Source organism: Pseudomonas sp. THAF187a, assembly GCF_009363395.1.
GTDB classification, from domain to species: Bacteria; Pseudomonadota; Gammaproteobacteria; order Pseudomonadales; family Pseudomonadaceae; genus Aquipseudomonas; species Aquipseudomonas khazarica.
On record NZ_CP045349.1, the window covers coordinates 4,352,948 to 4,371,253 of the forward strand.

Sequence of the window (18,306 nt, forward strand, 5' to 3'; positions counted from 1 at the left end):
TGCCGAGGTCCCGTTATCCAGATGAACCGCACCGGCCGCACCCTGTCACTGGGCTGCCTGTTGCTTTTCCTCCCGCTGTTTGCATCCGCAGGCGGCAACTCCCTGCTGATCCCCGCAACCGGCAGTTGCGCCCTGAACGCCACCCCCGACGATATGCCCGATGCCCTGGCGAGCTGCCAGGAGATGGCGCGTGGCGGCGATATGCAGGCGGCCTTCGAGCTCGGCGAGTACTACTACGATGGCAAGCGCACCCCGCGTGACCTCAAGCAGGCGCTGACCTGGTTCGAGCGGGCGTCGCTGCAGGGCCACGCCGAAGCGCAACTGCGCCTGGGCACCATGTTCTTCCGTGGTGAAGGCGTACCGGCCAACAACGTGCAGGCCTATATCGTCCTGAAGATGGCGTCGGTCAATGGCTCGGACGAAGCCATGGACAGCGCCGACCTGGTATCGGCGCAGATGCGTCGCGACGAGCTGGAAATCGCCAGCCAGGTGCTGGGGCAGATCTTCCGTAGCTACCTGCTGGAACTGCAGACCGCCGAAGGTCGCTCGCCCTTCTCGCCGCTGCCCTAGAAACGCAGCCGCAGGCGGCAAGTCCCAGGTAACAGCCGCGCCTATACCGAACCCGCTTGCTGCCTTCTTGCCGTTATTTGTCCGGCATCGGCATGGGGAACGGCATCACGTTGCCGCCACCCTTGGCTTCGCTGATCTTCGCCGTGCCCAGGCGCTCCACCTCGTCGATGCGGATGATCGCGTGCATCGGCACGAAGCTGCGCACCACGCCCTCGAACTGCGCCTTGAGCTTCTCCTCGCTGGGGTCGACCACCAGTTGGCTACGCTCGCCGAAGACGAACTCCTCCACCTCCAGAAAGCCCCACAGATCGCTCTGAAAGATCTGCTTGGCATACATCTCGTACACCTGGCCCTGGTTGAGGAAAATCACCTTGTAGATGGGGTCACGCTTGCTCATGGAGACTCGAAGTCAGTAAAAACGGGGCGCAGAATAGCACAGCGCGGCTGCACAACACCGCGTTCACCCATTGGAATAACTTGGCACGCTGATCAAGGAAGAGTCACATGACACGCCATCTGACCGCCCATCTGTTACTGCTCGCCATAGCCCTGGCGCTTCCCGTCAGCGCGACAGCAGCCGACTGCTCTGCACAGGCCCTGAGTCGTCCGCTGGTCAACGACCTCTTCTCCCGAGGCGACTACGACGGCGCCATCGCTCGCCTGGAAAAGACCAGACAACGGCAGGATGCCTGCCACCCTGAAACCCTTGACGCCAATTGGTACTGGCTGCGCAGCGATCTATCGCTTGCCTACCTCAAGGCCGGCCGTGCACAAGACTGTCTCACCCTCCTCGGACGCCTGATCAACAATCCCGCCAGTACCCTGGATATTCAGCAGAACCTGGAAAATGAGGAGACACTCCAACACGCCTTGGAAACCAACCAACGGCGATGCGAGGCGGCTCACGAAAAGCACCTGAGCGCTTACGAGGCGAAGCCCTGCCCTCAAACCATAGACGGCGCTCTGGCCAGCGTTGCCAGCGCAGTCGACCGCTGCCTTGTACTTCGACCCGCAACAGAAGCAGGCAGCTGCCCCAGGCTGGAGGAGTGGCAACATGGCAAACTGCTGCGCCAGCTCAGCCCATCGACGGAAGATACCGACAGCCCGCTGGCCGATACGTCACGCTGCTGCAGCATTCAGACATTGCGTGTTGCCACAGAGAATGACCAATACCGTTTGCGTCTGCTCGGCGAAGGTCGAGACTGCTTCGGCGGCACAGCCTATGACCTGATCGACAGCCTGTATCTGCAGCAAGGCAATGAGCTGATGCCAACCCAGGATTTCTCGAGGACACGCTGAGCGGTAGCGTCGACCTTGGCACACGCCTATAATGCGCGGTCATTTTTTAACCACCTCAGACAGTGCCATGACCAAGAAGCTCTATATCGAAACCCACGGTTGCCAGATGAACGAGTACGACAGCTCGCGCATGGTCGACCTGCTGGGCGAGCATCAGGCCCTGGAGGTTACGGAAAAGCCCGAAGAAGCCGACGTGATCCTGCTCAATACCTGCTCGATCCGTGAGAAGGCCCAGGACAAGGTGTTCTCCCAGCTCGGCCGCTGGCGCGAACTGAAGCAGGCCAACCCGGACCTGGTGATCGGTGTCGGCGGCTGCGTCGCCAGCCAGGAAGGCGCCGCCATTCGCGACCGCGCGCCCTATGTCGACGTGGTGTTCGGCCCGCAGACCCTGCACCGCCTGCCGGAAATGATCGACGCCGCGCGCGTGACCAAGACCGCCCAGGTGGACATCAGCTTCCCCGAGATCGAGAAGTTCGACCGCCTGCCCGAGCCGCGCGTCGACGGCCCCAGCGCGTTCGTCTCGGTGATGGAAGGCTGCAGCAAGTACTGCACCTTCTGCGTGGTGCCCTACACCCGTGGCGAGGAAGTCAGCCGGCCACTGGCCGACGTGCTGCTGGAGATCACCCAGCTCACCGACAAGGGCGTCAAGGAAGTCACCCTGCTCGGGCAGAACGTCAACGGCTACCGTGGCGAGACGCCGGATGGTCGCATCGCCGACTTCGCCGAACTGCTGCACGCCGTGGCCGCCCTCGACGGCATCGAGCGCATCCGCTACACCACCAGCCACCCGCTGGAGTTCTCCGACGCGATCATCCAGGCCCACGCCGAGATTCCGCAGCTGGTCAAATACCTGCACCTGCCGGTGCAGTCCGGCTCCGACCGCATCCTCGCGGCGATGAAGCGCAACCACACCGCGCTGGAGTACAAGTCGCGCATCCGCAAGCTGCGCGCAGCGGTGCCGGACATCCTGATCAGCTCGGACTTCATCGTCGGCTTCCCCGGCGAGACCGAAAAGGATTTCGAGCAGACCATGAAGCTGATCGATGACGTCGGCTTCGACTTCTCCTTCTCCTTCATCTACAGCTCGCGCCCCGGCACGCCGGCCGCCGACCTGCTCGACGACACCCCGGACGAGGTGAAGAAACAGCGCCTGGCCCTGCTCCAGCACCGCATCAGCCAGAACGGCTTCGAGAACAGCCGGCGCATGGTCGGTACCGTGCAGCGCATCCTGGTCAGCGACTACTCGAAGAAGGACCCGGGCATGCTCCAGGGCCGTACCGAGCAGAATCGCATCGTCAACTTCCGCGCCAGCAACCCGCGCCTGATCGGCCAGTTCGTCGACGTACACATCGACGATGCCCTGCCGCACTCGCTGCGTGGCACCCTGCTGGACGCCGAGACCCTCCACTAACGTCGCGCTCGCCCACACTTTGCGTTGTGGGCAGCCAGCGTTATGCTGCCTTCAACTACCCAGCCAAGTGACGATCACGACATCACCTTGAACGCCTCTCTAGAACCCCATCGTTTCACCCTCGAGCCCTTCGAGGCCCGCCGTTTCGCCAATCTCTGCGGCCAGTTCGACGAGCACCTGCGCCTGATCGAGGAACGCCTCGGCCTGGAAATCCGCAACCGTGGCAACCAGTTCGAAATGCTCGGCAGCGCCGACAAGACCCTGGCCGCCGAAACCCTGCTGCGCAAGCTGTACCGCGAAACCAAGGCCACCGAGCTGTCGCCGGACCTGGTGCACCTGTACCTGCAGGAGTCCGGGGTCGAGGAGCTGGTCAACCCGAGCAACACCCCGCAGGTGACCCTGCGCACGCGCAAGGGCGTGATCAAGCCGCGCGGCGCCAACCAGCAGCGCTACGTCAAGGCGATCCTCGACAACGACATCAACTTCGGCATCGGCCCCGCCGGTACCGGCAAGACTTACCTGGCCGTGGCCTGCGCGGTGGACGCGCTGGAGCGCGAGCAGGTGCGGCGCATCCTGCTGGTACGCCCAGCGGTGGAGGCCGGTGAGAAGCTCGGCTTCCTGCCCGGCGATCTGGCGCAGAAGATCGACCCCTACCTGCGCCCGCTGTACGACGCCCTGTACGAGATGCTCGGCTTCGACCACGTGGCCAAGCTGATCGAAAAGCAGGTGATCGAGATCGCCCCGCTGGCCTACATGCGCGGGCGCACGCTCAACAATAGCTTCATCATTCTCGACGAAAGTCAGAACACCACCGTCGAGCAGATGAAGATGTTCCTCACCCGTATCGGTTTCGGCTCCACTGCCGTGATCACCGGCGACATCACCCAGGTCGACCTGCCGCGCGGCACCAGGAGCGGCCTGGCGCACGTGATCGAGGTGCTGCGCGACGTCCCCGGCATCAGCTTCACCCACTTCCTGCCCAAGGACGTGGTCCGTCACCCGCTGGTGCAGCGCATCGTCGAGGCCTACGAGCGCCACGATGCCCGCCAGCAGAGCAAGACCGAGGGCAAGGATGCTTGAGCTGGATCTGCAGCCGGCCACAGACGGCCAGCATCCTGACGCGGCCCTGCTGCGACGCTGGTGCGAACTGGCGCTGCGCCAGCGCACGGCCGACTCCGAGCTGACCATCCGCCTGGTCGACGAGGCCGAGGGCCGCGAACTCAACCACACCTGGCGACACAAGGACTACGCCACCAACGTATTGTCCTTCCCCGCCGACGTGCCGGAAGGCATTCTCGACATCCCGCTGCTGGGCGACCTGGTGATCTGCGTACCGGTGGTCGAGCGCGAAGCGGCCGAACAGGGCAAGACGCCGGAGGCACACTGGGCCCACCTGGTGATCCACGGCTGCCTGCACCTGCTGGGCTATGACCACATCGAGGAAGATGAAGCCCTCGAGATGGAAGATCTGGAACGACAATTGCTCGCCGAACTGGGTCATGCCGACCCGTATGCGGACGACGAATCTCCTATTGATAAGGATCCCGAGTAAAACGCCATGAGCGAAGACCGATCGAGCAACGAGCAGAAGTCCTGGTTCAACAAGCTGACCCAGGCTTTTGCTCATGAGCCGAGAAACCGCCAGGAACTGCTGGAAGTCCTGCGCGATGCCCACCAGAACAAATTGCTCGACAGCGAGGCGCTGACCATCGTCGAAGGCGCCATTCAGGTCGCCGACCTGCAGGTACGCGACATCATGGTGCCGCGCTCGCAGATGATCAGCATCAAGGCCAGCCAGACTCCCCGCGAATTCCTCCCCGCCATCATCGACGCCGCGCACTCGCGCTACCCGGTGATCGGCGAAAGCCTCGACGACGTCATCGGCATCCTGCTGGCCAAGGACCTGCTGCCGCTGATCCTGCAGGGCGAGCAGCCCAGTTTCAACATCAAGGACCTGCTGCGCCCGGCCACCTTCGTGCCCGAGTCCAAGCGCCTCAACGTGCTGCTGCGCGAGTTCCGCGCCAACCACAACCACATGGCCGTGGTGATCGACGAATACGGCGGCGTCGCCGGCCTGGTGACCATCGAGGACGTACTGGAACAGATCGTCGGCGACATCGAGGACGAGCATGACGTCGAAGAGGACGGCTACATCAAGCCGCTGCCGTCCGGCGATTACCTGATCAAGGCCCTGACGCCCATCGACAGTTTCAACGAAACCTTCGACAGCGAGTTCTCCGACGACGAGTACGACACCGTCGGCGGCCTGGTGATGAACGCCTTCGGCCACCTGCCCAAGCGCAACGAAGTGACCGAGATCGGCGAGTTCCGCTTCCGCGTGCTCAACGCCGACAGCCGGCGCATCCACCTGCTGCGCCTGACCCCGGTCAGTCGCTGACCCCTCGCCCTCTCCGCCGGGAGAGGGCGAACGCTTTCCCCCGCCTCGATTCCGCTCTACCCTTGCGCCACCCCGCATCCAAGGATCTGCTCATGTTGCAATGGATCACCCGTCCGGGCTGGCCCGGCCACCTGCTCGCCTGTGGCGCCGGCGCCCTGACCACCCTGGCTCTGGCGCCCTTCGATCTCTGGCCACTGGCCGTGCTGTCCATCGCCCTGTTCTACCTGGGGCTGCGCCAGCTGAGCCCGAAGCAGGCGGCGCTGCGCGGCTGGAGCTACGGCTTCGGCCTGTTCGCCTCCGGCACCAGCTGGGTGTACGTCAGCATCCATGACTACGGCGCCGCCTCGCCTGCCCTGGCCGGCATCCTCACCCTGGGTTTCGTCGCCGGCCTGGGCCTGTTCTTCGCCCTGACCGCCGCACTCTGGGCGCGCTGGCTACGGCGCAGCGAGGCGCCACTGGCCGATGCCCTGGCATTCGCCGCACTGTGGGTCCTCCAGGAAGTGTTTCGCGGCTGGTTCCTCACCGGTTTCCCCTGGCTCTACGCAGGCTACAGCCAGCTCGACGGCCCGCTGAACGGCCTGGTCCCGGTCGGCGGCGTGTGGCTGGCGTCCTTCCTAATCGCGCTCTCCGCCGCCCTGATCGTCAACCTCGAGCGACTGCGCCCGCACAAGCCACGCTACATCGCCGCCCTGGCGCTGCTCATCGCGCCCTGGGTGGCCGGCCTGTCACTGCAGGGGCACAGCTGGACCTACCCCTCCGGCAACAGCCTCAGCGTGGCGGCCGTGCAGGGCAACGTCGAGCAGAACATGAAGTGGGACCCTGCCCAGCTCAATGCACAGCTGGCGCTGTATCGCGACCTCAGCTTCAGCGCGGAGCAGGTGGACCTGCTGGTCTGGCCGGAAACCGCCATCCCGGTCCTCAAGGACCTGGCCCAGGGCTACATCGGCGTGATGGATCGCTTCGCCCGTGATCGCCAGAGCGCGCTGATCACCGGCGTGCCGGTGCGCCAGTCCAACGAACGCGGCGAACAGCGCTACTACAACGCGATCACCAGCCTGGGCGACGCCCAGGGCACCTACCTGAAACAGAAACTGGTGCCGTTCGGCGAATACGTGCCGCTGCAGGATCTGCTGCGCGGGCTGATCGCATTCTTCGACCTGCCCATGTCCGACTTCGCCCGCGGGCCGGCCGAGCAGCCGCCGCTGCTGGCCAAGGGGTACAGCATCGCGCCGTTCATCTGCTACGAGGTGGTCTACCCGGAATTCGCGGCGGCACTGGCGGCGGACAGCGACATCCTGCTGACGGTGAGCAACGACGCCTGGTTCGGCACCTCCATCGGCCCGCTGCAGCACCTGCAGATGGCACAGATGCGGGCGCTGGAGGCCGGGCGCTGGATGATCCGCGCCACCAACAACGGCATGACCGTGGTGATCGACCCGCAGGGCCGCATCCAGTTCAGCCTGCCGCAGTTCGAGCGCGGCGTGCTGTACGGCGAGGTCCTGCCGATGCGCGGGCTGACCCCGTACCTGCAATGGCGCATCTGGCCGCTAGCCATTCTCTGCGCCCTGCTGCTCGGCTGGGCGCTGCTGGCCAGCCGCATGGCCAAAACGCTGTAGAGACACCTCGCAGGAGCCCGCTTGCGGCGATCAGTGCGGCCGAGGTGCTCGCCAGATCGCTGGCAAGCCGGCGCCGGCACACTCAGTCACGACCATGAGCCAGCGGATAGGCGAACAGGCCGATGGCCTCGTTGAGCAGCTGACTGCTCTGCGAGATCACGCGTGACTCGGGTAACCAGCCGCCCATTGGCCGGGCGTAACCCGCGCTGAGATAGCCCATGGGCGCAGTGATCACCTCGAAGCCGGCCTGCTCGAAACACCAGCGCGCCCGTGGCATGTGCCAGGCCTGGGTCACCAGCACGACCCGGCGGATGCCCTGCGGCTGCAGCAGCTGCGCACTGAACAGCGCATTCTCCCAGGTGGTACGACTGCCCTCCTCCAGCCAGCGGATGGTCAGGCCGTAATCGCGCGCCATCGAATCGGCCATCAACGCCGCCTCGCTGGGCGGCTGGCCATAGTGCAGGCCACCGCTCGCAGCCAGTGGCAAGCCGGAGGCCCGGGCAAGGCGCGCGGCATAACGCAGGCGCTCCAGCGCCATCAATCCCGGCTGGTCGGTACCGCCCCAGCCGGGATCGTTCTGCTCGCGCCCGGCGCCCAGGATGACGATGGCATCGGCGCGCTGCGCCAAGCCTGGCCACTGCGCCTCGGCCAGCACAGGCTCACGTTCGAGCAGGCTGGCGCCCCACTGCATGACGGCGGGCAGGCTCATCAGCCAGAGCCCGCCAAAGCCGAACAGGAAACACAGCGTCGCCAGGCGCGGAAACCTGCGGCGCAGCCACCAGGCGAGCAGGATCGCCAGCAGCAGCACGCCTGGCGGCATCAGCAATTGTTTGAGGATGTAGCGAATCGGCATCAGGCACCTCCGGGGCGCCCAAGCCTAGCAGGTCACTGAGATGCCGAGTGAGACGCACAGCGCTTGCGCGGTCGCGCTCAGGCATCTGCTAGCGGGGGTTGCCGCTACGAAACAGCTTCGAACCACAGGCCTGACATGCCTGCGCATCCTGCCCCCGGTGCCAGCTCACCGGCGCACCGCAGAGCGCGCAGCACAGTGCCTGACGGCGTTTCGCCATGGGCTTGAGCCTGCCCAGCGGCCTGCCGCCTGCGGACTTGGCGCTGCGCATGGGTTGCCGCTGGATCAGGGCCAGTTCCTCGGCCGCCGCATGCCAGCCACGCAGCCAGTGCAGGTCGCGGTTGAGGTAGGCACGGATCAATTCCAGTTCGGCCGGACTGAGGCCATCGAGTTCCAGCTCGCGCATCGGCTCGGCATGCAGACGACTGGCCGTGTCGGCCTCCTCCAGCGCCAGGGCAAGACGCTGCAGCAACCGTTCATAGAGACCGGCGCCCCGCTCCGTTTGCCGTGGATCAGCCATCGAACACCTCGCGAGCCCCACCGATTGCGGGCCTTTAACAAAGCTTAGCGAAGGCCATGCAAGCGGCGCGGTGCCGCGACAAACGGCGAGCACGGGACAATCTGGGTTTCCCTCGATAGACGGCGCTCATGTATGCTACGACGTTTTCCGAAAGTCCCTTTCCTTCAGCGCCAGAGCCATGCACGAACAGTACTCGCCCCGTGAAATAGAAGCCGCCGCGCAGTCCCACTGGGACGCGCAGAATTCCTTCGTCGTCAGCGAACAACCCGGCAAGGACACCTTCTACTGCCTGTCGATGTTCCCTTACCCCAGCGGCAAGCTACACATGGGCCACGTGCGCAACTACACCATCGGTGACGTGATCGCCCGCTACCAGCGCATGCAGGGCAAGAACGTGCTGCAGCCGATGGGCTGGGACGCCTTCGGCATGCCGGCGGAAAACGCCGCGATGAAGAACCAGGTGGCACCGGCCAGATGGACCTACGAGAACATCGCCTACATGAAGTCCCAGCTCAAGTCGCTGGGCCTGGCCATCGACTGGACGCGCGAAGTCACCACCTGCAAGCCGGACTACTACCGCTGGGAGCAGTGGCTGTTCACCCGCCTGTTCGAGAAGGGCGTGATCTACCGCAAGAACGGCACCGTCAACTGGGACCCGGTCGACCAGACCGTGCTGGCCAACGAGCAGGTCATCGACGGCCGTGGCTGGCGTTCGGGCGCGCTGATCGAGAAGCGCGAAATCCCGATGTACTACTTCAAGATCACCGCTTACGCCGAAGAGCTGCTGAGCAGCCTGGATGAGCTCGATGGCTGGCCCGAACAGGTCAAGACCATGCAGCGCAACTGGATCGGCAAGAGCTTCGGTGCCGACATCGCCTTCGACTACGACGTCGACAGCATCGGCAGCGCTGGTCAGTTGAAAGTCTACTCGACCCGCCCCGACACCCTGATGGGCGCCACCTACGTGGCCGTGGCCGCCGAGCACCCGCTGGCGCAGCGCGCCGCCGAGAACAGTGCCGAACTGCAGGCCTTCATCGCCGAGTGCAAGGCCGGCTCCGTGGCCGAGGCCGACATGGCCACCATGGAGAAGAAGGGCCTGGCCACCGGCCAGTTCGTCATCCACCCGCTGACCGGCGACAAGCTGCCGGTGTTCGTCGCCAACTACGTGCTGTGGGGCTATGGCGAAGGCGCGGTCATGGCCGTGCCGGCACATGACGAGCGCGACTTCGAATTCGCCAACAAGTACGACCTGCCGATCCGTCAGGTGTACGCCGGCGAAGGCAAGGACTACGACGCCAGCACCTGGCAGGACTGGTACGGCGACAAGGCCGGCCTGACCACCATCAACTCCGGCAAGTACGACGGCAAGGATTTCAGCGCCGCCTTCGACGCCATCGTCGGCGACCTGGAAGCCAGCGCGCACGGTGCACGCAAGACCCAGTTCCGCCTGCGCGACTGGGGCATCAGCCGCCAGCGCTACTGGGGCTGCCCGATCCCGATCATCCACTGCGACGCCTGCGGTGACGTACCGGTGCCGGAAGACCAGCTGCCGGTCGTGCTGCCCGAAGACGTGGTGCCGGACGGCGCTGGTTCGCCTTTGGCGAAGATGCCCGAGTTCTACAGCTGCACCTGCCCGAAATGCGGTGCGCCGGCCAAGCGCGAAACCGACACCATGGACACCTTCGTGGAAAGCTCCTGGTACTTCGCCCGCTACGCCAGCCCGAACTACGAGGGCGGCATGGTCGACCCGGCCGCGGCCAATCACTGGCTGCCGGTGGATCAGTACATCGGCGGTATCGAACACGCCATTCTCCACCTGCTGTACGCGCGCTTCTTCCACAAGCTGATGCGCGACGAAGGCCTGGTCAGCTCCAACGAGCCGTTCAAGAACCTGCTGACCCAGGGCATGGTGGTCGCCGAGACCTACTACCGCACCCTGGAGAACGGCGGCAAGGACTGGTTCAACCCGGCCGATGTCGAGGTCGAGCGTGACGCCAAGGCCAAGGTCATCGGCGCCAAGCTGAAGAGCGACGGCCTGCCGGTGGAAATCGGCGGCACCGAGAAGATGTCCAAGTCGAAGAACAACGGTGTCGACCCGCAGGACATGATCGACCAGTACGGCGCCGACACCTGCCGCCTGTTCATGATGTTCGCCTCGCCGCCCGACCAGAGCTGCGAGTGGTCGGACGCCGGTGTCGAGGGTGCCAACCGCTTCCTGCGCCGCGTCTGGCGCCTGGCCCAGGCCCACGTCAGTGCCGGCTTGCCGGGCCCGCTGGATATCAGCGCCCTGAGCGACGAGCAGAAGGCCGTGCGCCGCGCCATTCACCTGGCGGTCAAGCAGGCTAGCAACGATATCGGCCAGCACCACAAGTTCAACACCGCCGTCGCCCAGGTGATGACCTTGATGAACGTGCTGGAAAAGGCCGCCACCGCGACCGAGCAGGATCGTGCCCTGGTGCAGGAAGGCCTGCAGGTCGTCACCCTGCTGCTGGCGCCGATCACCCCGCATATCAGCCACGAGCTGTGGCAGCGTCTCGGTCACGGCGATGCGGTGATCGATGCCCAGTGGCCGCAGGTCGACGAGGCTGCCCTGGTGCAGGACAGCCTGACCCTGGTGGTGCAGGTCAACGGCAAGCTGCGCGGACAGATCGAGGTACCGGCCAGCGCCAGCCGCGAGGAGGTCGAGGCTGCCGCACGTGCCAACGAGAACGTGCTGCGCTTCACCGAAGGCCTGAGCATCCGCAAGGTCATCGTGGTACCGGGCAAGCTGGTCAACATCGTCGCCAACTGATTAAGCTCGGCGCCAGACTTCGGCTGGCGCCCTGATCCGCCAAGGGGATATGAGAATGATGAAACGGAATCTGCTGATCATCGGCCTGGCCGGCCTGCTCAGCGCATGTGGCTTCCAGCTGCGCGGCACTGGCGATGCCCAGTTCGCTCTCAAGGAGCTCGACGTCAGCGCACGCAACGCCTACGGCGAGACCGTGCAGGAGCTGCGCGAAGTCCTGGAGAACAACGACGTCAACGTCCATCCGGGCGCACCTTACAAGCTGGTTCTCGTCAGAGAGTCCGAGAATCGTCGCACGGCCAGCTTCAGCGGCGGCGCCCGCAGTGCCGAGTACGAGCTGACCCTGACGCTGGACTATGAAATCCGTGGTACGCGCAACCTGCTGCTGAGCAACAGCCAGGTCGAAGTGCAGAACTACTACATGCAGGATGACAACAACCTGACCGGCTCGGACCAGGAAGCCCTGCAACTGCGCAACGAGCTGCGCCGCGAGCTGATCCAGCAACTCAGCCTGCGCCTGCAACAGATCACCCCGGCTCAGCTGGACCAGCTGCAGCAGGCCGCCGAAGCGCGCGCCAAGGCAGAAGCCGAGGCACTGGAAGCCGCGCGCAATGCCCGCGAAAGCCAGGTCGCGCCGCAGCAGTCGCCCATCGAACTGCCGGCTCAGTAACGGCCCCGGGGCTGCGCCTGCAGCCCCCTGCCCTCCTGCCTCGATGACCTCAGCGCGATGAAGCTTGCCCCCGCCCAACTCGGCAAACACCTGCAGGGTTCGCTCGCCCCTGTCTACGTGATCAGTGGCGACGAGCCGCTGCTCTGCCAGGAGGCTGCTGACGCCATCCGCCAGGCTTGCCGTCAGCAGGGTTTTGGCGAACGCCAGGTGTTCAACGCCGAAGCCAACTTCGACTGGGGTAACCTGCTGCAGGCTGGCGCCAGCCTGTCCCTGTTCGCGGAGAAGCGCCTGCTGGAACTGCGCCTGCCCTCGGGCAAGCCCGGCGACAAGGGCGCCTCAGCCCTGCTCGAATACCTCGCCCGCCCACCGGAAGACACCGTGCTGCTGCTGAGCCTGCCCAAGCTCGATGGCAGCACGCAGAAAAGCAAATGGGCCAAGGCGCTGATCGACGGCCCGGCCTGCCAGTTCATCCAGATCTGGCCGGTGGATGCCAACCAGCTACCGCAGTGGGTGCGCCAGCGTCTGGCTCAGGCCGGACTGAGCGCCAGTGCCGACGCGGTGGAAATGATCGCCGCGCGGGTGGAAGGCAACCTGCTGGCGGCTGCACAGGAAGTCGAGAAGCTCAAACTGCTTGCCGAAGGCAACCAGGTGGACGCCGAAACCGTCCAGGCCGCTGTCGCCGACAGCGCGCGCTTCGACGTCTTCGGCCTGATCGACTGCGCACTCGCCGGTGACGCCGCGCATGCCCTGCGCGTGCTCGAAGGGCTGCGCGGCGAAGGCGTCGAGCCCCCGGTGATTCTCTGGGCGCTGGCTCGCGAGATACGCCTGCTCGCCGGCATCGCCCACCAGCACAGCCAGGGCATCCCCCTGGACAAGGCCTTCTCCAGCGCCCGCCCACCGGTCTGGGACAAGCGCCGCCCGCTGGTTTCCAAGGCCCTGCAGCGCCACAGCAGCAAGCGCTGGGGCCTGCTGCTGCAACAGGCCCAGCAGATCGACGCGCAGATCAAGGGCCAGGCGCCCGGCGATCCCTGGAGCAACCTGGCGTTGCTGAGCCTGCAACTGGCTGGCCAGCGCCTGAGCCTGTAACCCGAGATACCGCCGTCCTCATCTGGACATTCTCTGTACAGCGGCGCATAGTCCGCGCCGTCTGCATCGGCGCAGACGAGCCAGGAGAAAGACAGCATGAGCAAGAAGAACGGCAAACGGCCGAACAAGGCCAAATCCATCGTCGCCCAGCCCCTGTTCCGCTCCCGTCAGGAACGACCATTGAAGGGCAAAGGCAGTTACCGCCGCGAAGCCTCCCAGAATTGGGAGGCTTCTTGCTTTATGGGGTTGTTCAGCTCATGGATAGCCCAGCCTGCGGCCTGAGCGTGCTAAGGTAGCGGCCTGCTTATATGCCCTGAGATAGACATGCCACACCAGCTTCCCCGTCGCGCCCTGGCCCTGCTTCCTCTCCTGCTACTGGCTGCCTGCGCTCAGGCTCCAGCCGAAAATCTCCCGACCGCCGTCACTCCAGCCGTCAATCAGGTCCATGCCGACAGCCTGGTGCCCAGCTTCGCCGATTGGCGCCAGGCACTGCGCAGCGAAGCGCTGGCCGCCGGCATCGATGCGGCCTTGTTCGACCGGGTGTTCGCGGACATCACGCCCGACCCGGCGGTACTCAAGGCCGACAGCAGCCAGCCGGAGTTCACCCGCCCGGTGTGGGAGTATCTCGATGGTGCCGTGTCCTCGAGCCGTATCGGTCGCGGCCGCGTCCTGCTGGCGCAACACAACCTGGTCCTGCAGCGCATCGAGCAACAGTACGGTGTCGACGCGCGGATACTGGTGGCCATCTGGGGCCTGGAAAGCAACTTCGGCAACAATATCGGCAGTCACAGCGTGATCCGCTCCCTGGCGACACTGGCCTATGACGGGCGACGCCAGGGCTTCTGGCGCGTCCAGTTGCTGGCCGCCCTGCAGATCCTGCAGAACGGCGACATCTCCGGCGAGCGCATGATCGGCTCCTGGGCCGGCGCCATGGGCCAGACCCAGTTCATGCCGACGACCTACAACCAGCACGCCGTGGACTTCGACAAGGACGGCAAGCGCGACCTGTGGAACTCCTCGACCGACGCCTTGGCCTCGGCCGCACATTACCTGCAGGCCTCCGGCTGGCAGCGCGGGCAGCCCTGGGGGTTCGAGGTCAACCTGCCGGCCGGCTTCGACTATGCCCTGGCCGATCCGGAGCAACGCCGTACCCTCGCCGAATGGGCCGAGCTGGGCGTACGCCCGCTGTCGGCCACCGGTGCCGCCGCCAACGCGCGTGCCAGCCTGCAACTGCCGGCCGGCCACAGCGGCCCGGCGTTCCTCCTGCTGGATAACTTCCGCAGCATTCTCAAGTACAACAACTCCACCTCCTATGCCCTGGCCATCGGCCTGCTCGCGGACAACCTGCTGCGCCCCAGCGACGTCCAGGGACAGTGGCCCCGAGGCGAACGCCAGCTCGGCCGCAGCGAACGCATCGAGCTGCAGGAACGGCTGGCCAAGGCCGGTTTCGATCCCGGGCCGGCGGACGGCATCATCGGCGCCAACACGCGCAAGGCGATTCGTGCCCTGCAGCTGCAGCTGAAATGGCCGGCCGACGGCTATCCCAACACCCAGCTGCTGCAACAGCTGCGCGCTCGCTGAGCGCAGCCCAGCCGTAGCGCGACAGGACACTTTGTCGACAGACGGCCCCGGCGTCTGCATACAGCTTCTGTGATAGACTGGCGGGCGGCCAAAAGCCACCCGCCCCACGGAGCCTCTACCGGAGCCCAGATTTCCGATGTCCGATACCTCCTCGCCCAAATCCGTCGCCAGCGGCGAAAAATTCCGCACTGCCCAAGGCATCACCGCGATCAAGGATGGTCAGAAGCGCCGTGCCTCGGCCGAACCCCAGGTCTTCGAGCCCAAGCCCAAGTGGCTGCGGGTCAAGGCGCCGGGCGGCAGCCGCTTCGAGGCGGTCAAGCGCAACGTCGGCGAACATCGCCTGAGCACCGTGTGCCAGGAATCGCACTGCCCGAACATGGGCGAGTGCTGGTCCAACGGCACCGCCACCATCATGCTGATGGGCTCGGTGTGCACCCGCGCCTGCCGCTTCTGCGCGGTGGATACCGGCAACCCCAACGGCTGGCTGGATCTGGAAGAACCCCAGAACACGGCCAAGTCGGTCGAGCTCATGGCACTGCGCTACATCGTCCTGACCTCGGTGGACCGTGACGACCTCGACGATGGCGGAGCCGGTCACTACGCGGCCTGCGTGCGGGCAATCAAGGCCAATACCCCGCAGGTCGTGGTCGAAGCCCTGACCCCGGACTTCGATGGCGATCACCAGGCCATCGAACGCGTCGTGGATTCCGGCCTGGAAGTGTTCGCGCAGAACGTCGAGACGGTCAAACGCCTGACGCATGTGGTGCGTGACCCGCGCGCCGGCTACGAGAAGACCCTCAAGGTCCTCGAGCACGCCAAGAAGCACCGCCCGGACGTACTGACCAAGACCAGCCTGATGCTCGGCCTGGGCGAGACCGACGAGGAAGTGCTGGAAACCATGGACGACCTGCGCGCCATCGGCGTGGACATCCTCACCCTCGGCCAGTACCTGCAGCCAACCCGCAACCACCTCAAGGTGCAGCGCTGGGTCAGCCCGGAGGAGTTCAATCGCCTGCGCGACATCGGCCTGGAGAAGGGCTTCATGGAAGTCGCCGCCGGCCCGCTGGTGCGTTCCAGCTACCGCGCCGACCGGGTGTTCGAGAAGAACAACCTGGGCCTGGCCGCCCCCGTTCCGGTACCGGGCCAGCAAGTCGACAGCAGCCTGATTCCGGCGCTCAATCTGAACTGAGCGATCCGCACGAAAGAAAAAGGGACGCTGCGGCGTCCCTTTTTCATGCCTGGCCGAGCGCTACGCGGCAGCGTAGCCCAGGCGCTTGCGCAGCACCTGTTCCAGTCGCTGCGCGACCTCGTCGAATGCCGGCGGGGTAGCCAGCAGATCGCGCATCTGCACCATCTTCAACCCGGCATAACCACAGGGGTTGATGCGCAGGAACGGCGTCATGTCCATGTCGACGTTCAGCGCCAGGCCGTGGAATGAACAACCACGACTGACCCGCAGGCCCAGTGAGGCGATCTTATCACCGGCGACGTAGACACCCGGGGCATCGGCCTTGGGCGCGGCCTCGATGGCGTAGCTGGCCAGCAGCTCGACCAGGCTCTGCTCCATCGCCGTGACCAGCTCGCGCACGCCCAGATCGAGACGGCGCAGGTCGAGCATCAGGTAGGCGACCAGTTGCCCCGGACCATGGTAGGTCACCTGCCCGCCGCGCTCGACCTGCAGCACCGGGATATCTCCCGGCGCCAGCAGATGCTCGGCCTTGCCGGCCTGGCCCTGGGTGAACACCTTGGGATGTTGCAGCAGCCAGATCTCATCCGCCGTGTGCTCATCGCGCTCACGGGTCAACTGGCGCATGGCCTCCAGCGTCGGCTGATACTCGACCAGCCCCAGGTGACGCACAACGAGTTCAGGCATGGAGGTCAGAGCACCATGTGCACACGACCGGTCGCACGCAGGTCGACATGGATCGCCTGCAACTGCTCGACACTGGTCGCGGTGATCAGCACCTGCACGGAGAGGAAATTGCCGTTGCGGCTGTCGCGCATCACCAGGGTGGACGCATCCAGGTCCGGGGCATGGCGCTGGATGACCTCGATCACCAGATCGGCGAAACCATCGCCTGCGGTGCCGATCACCTTGATCGGGTAGCGCTCGCAGGGGAATTCGATTTTTGGCGGTTGAACGTCGGTATCGGTCATGGCATCAGCGGGCTCGCGGCCCGTCCAGAAAAGGGCCGCCCATGGGGGCGGCCGGAGCTATCAGTTGAACAGGCCGAAGAAGAACAGGCGGATGCTGTCCCACAGGCGACCGAACAGGCCAGCCTCCTCGACCGACTGCAGAGCCACCAGGTCGGCGCTGTGCACGACCTCGTCACCCAGCTTGACCTCCACCTTGCCGATCACGTCGCCCTGCTGGATCGGGGCGATCAGCTGCGGGTTGAGGGTCATGCTGGCTTGCAGTTTCTCCAGCTGGCCCTTGGGCATGGTCAGCGCCAGGTCCTTGGCAAGACCGGCCTTGACCTGGCTGGCCTGGCCTTTCCAGACGGTGGCCTGGGCCAGCTCGGCACCCTTCTGGTAGAAGGTGCGGCTCTCGAAGAAGCGGAAACCGTAGGTCAGCAGCTTCTGGGTTTCGGCGGCACGCGCCTGCTCGCTGGTGGTGCCGAACACGGAGGTGATCATGCGCGCACCGTCACGCACGGCGGAGGACACCAGGCAGTAGCCGGCCTCGTTGGTGTGGCCGGTCTTCAGGCCGTCGACGGTCTTGTCGCGCCACAGCAGCAGGTTGCGGTTGGGCTGCTTGATGTTGTTCCAGAGGAATTCCTTCTGCGAGTAGATCGCATAGTGGTCGGCGTCCTCGTTGATGATCGCGCGGGCCAGGATCGCCATGTCGTGGGCACTGGAGTAGTGCTGCGGGTCCGGCAGGCCGGTGGCGTTCATGAAGTGGCTGTTCTTCATGCCCAGGCGCTCGGCGGTGGCGTTCATCATGTCGGCGAAGGCATCTTCGCTGCCGGCGATGTACTCGGCCAGGGCGATGCTGGCGTCGTTGCCGGACTGGATGATGATGCCGTGCAGCAGGTCGTCGACACTGGCCTGGCTGTTGACCGGCAGGAACATGGTCGAACCGCCCGAACCGGCACCGCCGGTACGCCAGGCGTGCTCGCTGATGGTGACCATGTCCTTCTCGCCGATCTTGCCGTTGCGAATTTCCAGAGTGGCGATGTAGGCGGTCATCAGTTTGGTCAGGCTGGCGGGCGGCAGGCGCTCGTCACCGTTCTCGCCCACCAGCACCTGGCCGGTGGCGGCATCCATCAGCACATAGGCGCTGGCCGCCAGTTGCGGCGGTGCAGGTACGACCTGCGGGCTGGCCCAGACCAGTGGCGAAACCAACAGGGTCATGAGGAGAAAGGCACGTTGCGCGAAGCTGGTGATGTTCATCCGTCTCTCGAAAATCGTTGCGTGGATTGTGAAACAGCCCCCGAAGGGGCCTTTCCCCAGCCGCCAATCATGACAGCACGTGGGTTAGTCCGGCCAATGCCGGTTTAGTGCCCCTGGGCCCGGA

19 protein-coding genes are annotated in these 18,306 nt (G+C 65.2%); 13 read left to right on the top strand and 6 right to left on the bottom strand.

What is annotated here, in order from left to right; all coding sequences use genetic code 11:
* Nucleotides 1–21 precede the first annotated feature (21 nt).
* Nucleotides 22–570, top strand: coding sequence for a tetratricopeptide repeat protein (locus FIV02_RS20220; protein WP_037051613.1), 549 nt, complete (start codon nucleotides 22–24; stop codon nucleotides 568–570).
* Between the two features lie 73 nt (nucleotides 571–643).
* Here FIV02_RS20220 and FIV02_RS20225 read toward each other — a convergent pair whose 3' ends face one another.
* Nucleotides 644–967, bottom strand: a complete 324-nt coding sequence (locus FIV02_RS20225) for a DUF1820 family protein (protein WP_004424773.1) — start codon at nucleotides 965–967, stop codon at nucleotides 644–646.
* A 107-nt stretch (nucleotides 968–1,074) separates the two neighbouring features.
* Between FIV02_RS20225 and FIV02_RS20230 the strand changes: the two genes are divergently transcribed.
* The 6 genes from FIV02_RS20230 (at nucleotide 1,075) to lnt (ending at nucleotide 7,294) form a co-directional block, all read left to right on the top strand.
* The gene (locus FIV02_RS20230) at nucleotides 1,075–1,869 is read left to right on the top strand and encodes a hypothetical protein (RefSeq protein ID WP_152489627.1); all 795 of its coding nucleotides are present in this window, start codon (nucleotides 1,075–1,077) and stop codon (nucleotides 1,867–1,869) included.
* A gap of 67 nt (nucleotides 1,870–1,936) precedes the next feature.
* Nucleotides 1,937–3,280 (top strand): tRNA (N6-isopentenyl adenosine(37)-C2)-methylthiotransferase MiaB, encoded by a 1,344-nt coding sequence (gene miaB, locus FIV02_RS20235; protein WP_047584694.1) that lies wholly within the window; start codon nucleotides 1,937–1,939, stop codon nucleotides 3,278–3,280.
* Between the two features lie 87 nt (nucleotides 3,281–3,367).
* The gene (locus tag FIV02_RS20240; RefSeq protein WP_047584692.1) at nucleotides 3,368–4,360 is read left to right on the top strand and encodes a PhoH family protein; all 993 of its coding nucleotides are present in this window, start codon (nucleotides 3,368–3,370) and stop codon (nucleotides 4,358–4,360) included.
* Complete coding sequence (gene ybeY, locus FIV02_RS20245) at nucleotides 4,353–4,832, top strand: rRNA maturation RNase YbeY (RefSeq protein ID WP_152489628.1); 480 nt, start codon at nucleotides 4,353–4,355, stop codon at nucleotides 4,830–4,832. The genes FIV02_RS20240 and ybeY overlap by 8 nt, the downstream gene beginning before the upstream one ends.
* 6 nt (nucleotides 4,833–4,838) lie before the next feature.
* Complete coding sequence (locus FIV02_RS20250; RefSeq protein WP_047584688.1) at nucleotides 4,839–5,678, top strand: HlyC/CorC family transporter; 840 nt, start codon at nucleotides 4,839–4,841, stop codon at nucleotides 5,676–5,678.
* 92 nt (nucleotides 5,679–5,770) lie between these two features.
* On the top strand, nucleotides 5,771–7,294 hold the full coding sequence (lnt, locus tag FIV02_RS20255) for an apolipoprotein N-acyltransferase (protein WP_152489629.1): 1,524 nt from the start codon (nucleotides 5,771–5,773) through the stop codon (nucleotides 7,292–7,294).
* A gap of 82 nt (nucleotides 7,295–7,376) precedes the next feature.
* Here lnt and FIV02_RS20260 read toward each other — a convergent pair whose 3' ends face one another.
* Nucleotides 7,377–8,147 carry a YdcF family protein gene (locus FIV02_RS20260; protein ID WP_152489630.1) on the bottom strand — a complete coding sequence of 257 codons (771 nt, stop codon included), beginning with the start codon at nucleotides 8,145–8,147 and terminating at the stop codon, nucleotides 7,377–7,379.
* A gap of 88 nt (nucleotides 8,148–8,235) precedes the next feature.
* Nucleotides 8,236–8,664, bottom strand: a complete 429-nt coding sequence (locus tag FIV02_RS20265) for a hypothetical protein (RefSeq protein ID WP_152489631.1) — start codon at nucleotides 8,662–8,664, stop codon at nucleotides 8,236–8,238.
* Between the two features lie 178 nt (nucleotides 8,665–8,842).
* On the opposite strand from FIV02_RS20265, the gene leuS reads away from it, so the two are divergent.
* The 6 genes from leuS (at nucleotide 8,843) to lipA (ending at nucleotide 15,978) form a co-directional block, all read left to right on the top strand.
* Nucleotides 8,843–11,455: a leucine--tRNA ligase gene (gene leuS / locus FIV02_RS20270; RefSeq protein ID WP_152489632.1), complete on the top strand. Its 2,613-nt coding sequence runs from the start codon at nucleotides 8,843–8,845 to the stop codon at nucleotides 11,453–11,455.
* A gap of 55 nt (nucleotides 11,456–11,510) precedes the next feature.
* Nucleotides 11,511–12,122: an LPS assembly lipoprotein LptE gene (gene lptE, locus FIV02_RS20275; RefSeq protein WP_152489633.1), complete on the top strand. Its 612-nt coding sequence runs from the start codon at nucleotides 11,511–11,513 to the stop codon at nucleotides 12,120–12,122.
* Between the two features lie 57 nt (nucleotides 12,123–12,179).
* Nucleotides 12,180–13,208 carry a DNA polymerase III subunit delta gene (gene holA, locus FIV02_RS20280; RefSeq protein WP_152489634.1) on the top strand — a complete coding sequence of 343 codons (1,029 nt, stop codon included), beginning with the start codon at nucleotides 12,180–12,182 and terminating at the stop codon, nucleotides 13,206–13,208.
* A 96-nt stretch (nucleotides 13,209–13,304) separates the two neighbouring features.
* On the top strand, nucleotides 13,305–13,490 hold the full coding sequence (gene arfA, locus FIV02_RS20285; protein WP_047584678.1) for an alternative ribosome rescue factor ArfA: 186 nt from the start codon (nucleotides 13,305–13,307) through the stop codon (nucleotides 13,488–13,490).
* 42 nt (nucleotides 13,491–13,532) lie between these two features.
* Nucleotides 13,533–14,789, top strand: a complete 1,257-nt coding sequence (locus tag FIV02_RS20290) for a lytic murein transglycosylase (RefSeq protein WP_152489635.1) — start codon at nucleotides 13,533–13,535, stop codon at nucleotides 14,787–14,789.
* A 136-nt stretch (nucleotides 14,790–14,925) separates the two neighbouring features.
* Nucleotides 14,926–15,978, top strand: a complete 1,053-nt coding sequence (lipA, locus tag FIV02_RS20295) for a lipoyl synthase (protein ID WP_047584674.1) — start codon at nucleotides 14,926–14,928, stop codon at nucleotides 15,976–15,978.
* Between the two features lie 60 nt (nucleotides 15,979–16,038).
* Here lipA and lipB read toward each other — a convergent pair whose 3' ends face one another.
* Genes lipB through FIV02_RS20310 form a run of 3 tightly spaced genes read right to left on the bottom strand, consistent with a single transcriptional unit; the run spans nucleotide 16,039 to nucleotide 18,182 of the window.
* Nucleotides 16,039–16,662: a lipoyl(octanoyl) transferase LipB gene (gene lipB / locus FIV02_RS20300; RefSeq protein WP_152489636.1), complete on the bottom strand. Its 624-nt coding sequence runs from the start codon at nucleotides 16,660–16,662 to the stop codon at nucleotides 16,039–16,041.
* Nucleotides 16,663–16,667: 5 nt separating this feature from the next.
* Nucleotides 16,668–16,946: a DUF493 domain-containing protein gene (locus FIV02_RS20305; RefSeq protein WP_047584670.1), complete on the bottom strand. Its 279-nt coding sequence runs from the start codon at nucleotides 16,944–16,946 to the stop codon at nucleotides 16,668–16,670.
* A gap of 60 nt (nucleotides 16,947–17,006) precedes the next feature.
* Complete coding sequence (locus tag FIV02_RS20310) at nucleotides 17,007–18,182, bottom strand: D-alanyl-D-alanine carboxypeptidase family protein (protein WP_172979185.1); 1,176 nt, start codon at nucleotides 18,180–18,182, stop codon at nucleotides 17,007–17,009.
* Nucleotides 18,183–18,306: the final 124 nt, after the last annotated feature.

Excerpts from the sequence above, each read along its gene's own strand:
- FIV02_RS20220 (WP_037051613.1), top strand. The coding sequence starts at position 22 with ATGAACCGCACCGGCCGCACCCTGTCACTGGGCTGCCTGTTGCTTTTC.
- FIV02_RS20225 (WP_004424773.1), bottom strand. The coding sequence starts at position 967 with ATGAGCAAGCGTGACCCCATCTACAAGGTGATTTTCCTCAACCAGGGC.
- FIV02_RS20230 (WP_152489627.1), top strand. The coding sequence starts at position 1,075 with ATGACACGCCATCTGACCGCCCATCTGTTACTGCTCGCCATAGCCCTG.
- miaB (WP_047584694.1), top strand. The coding sequence starts at position 1,937 with ATGACCAAGAAGCTCTATATCGAAACCCACGGTTGCCAGATGAACGAG.
- ybeY (WP_152489628.1), top strand. The coding sequence starts at position 4,353 with ATGCTTGAGCTGGATCTGCAGCCGGCCACAGACGGCCAGCATCCTGAC.
- FIV02_RS20250 (WP_047584688.1), top strand. The coding sequence starts at position 4,839 with ATGAGCGAAGACCGATCGAGCAACGAGCAGAAGTCCTGGTTCAACAAG.
- lnt (WP_152489629.1), top strand. The coding sequence starts at position 5,771 with ATGTTGCAATGGATCACCCGTCCGGGCTGGCCCGGCCACCTGCTCGCC.
- FIV02_RS20260 (WP_152489630.1), bottom strand. The coding sequence starts at position 8,147 with ATGCCGATTCGCTACATCCTCAAACAATTGCTGATGCCGCCAGGCGTG.
- FIV02_RS20265 (WP_152489631.1), bottom strand. The coding sequence starts at position 8,664 with ATGGCTGATCCACGGCAAACGGAGCGGGGCGCCGGTCTCTATGAACGG.
- leuS (WP_152489632.1), top strand. The coding sequence starts at position 8,843 with ATGCACGAACAGTACTCGCCCCGTGAAATAGAAGCCGCCGCGCAGTCC.
- lptE (WP_152489633.1), top strand. The coding sequence starts at position 11,511 with ATGATGAAACGGAATCTGCTGATCATCGGCCTGGCCGGCCTGCTCAGC.
- holA (WP_152489634.1), top strand. The coding sequence starts at position 12,180 with ATGAAGCTTGCCCCCGCCCAACTCGGCAAACACCTGCAGGGTTCGCTC.
- arfA (WP_047584678.1), top strand. The coding sequence starts at position 13,305 with ATGAGCAAGAAGAACGGCAAACGGCCGAACAAGGCCAAATCCATCGTC.
- FIV02_RS20290 (WP_152489635.1), top strand. The coding sequence starts at position 13,533 with ATGCCACACCAGCTTCCCCGTCGCGCCCTGGCCCTGCTTCCTCTCCTG.
- lipA (WP_047584674.1), top strand. The coding sequence starts at position 14,926 with ATGTCCGATACCTCCTCGCCCAAATCCGTCGCCAGCGGCGAAAAATTC.
- lipB (WP_152489636.1), bottom strand. The coding sequence starts at position 16,662 with ATGCCTGAACTCGTTGTGCGTCACCTGGGGCTGGTCGAGTATCAGCCG.
- FIV02_RS20305 (WP_047584670.1), bottom strand. The coding sequence starts at position 16,946 with ATGACCGATACCGACGTTCAACCGCCAAAAATCGAATTCCCCTGCGAG.
- FIV02_RS20310 (WP_172979185.1), bottom strand. The coding sequence starts at position 18,182 with ATGAACATCACCAGCTTCGCGCAACGTGCCTTTCTCCTCATGACCCTG.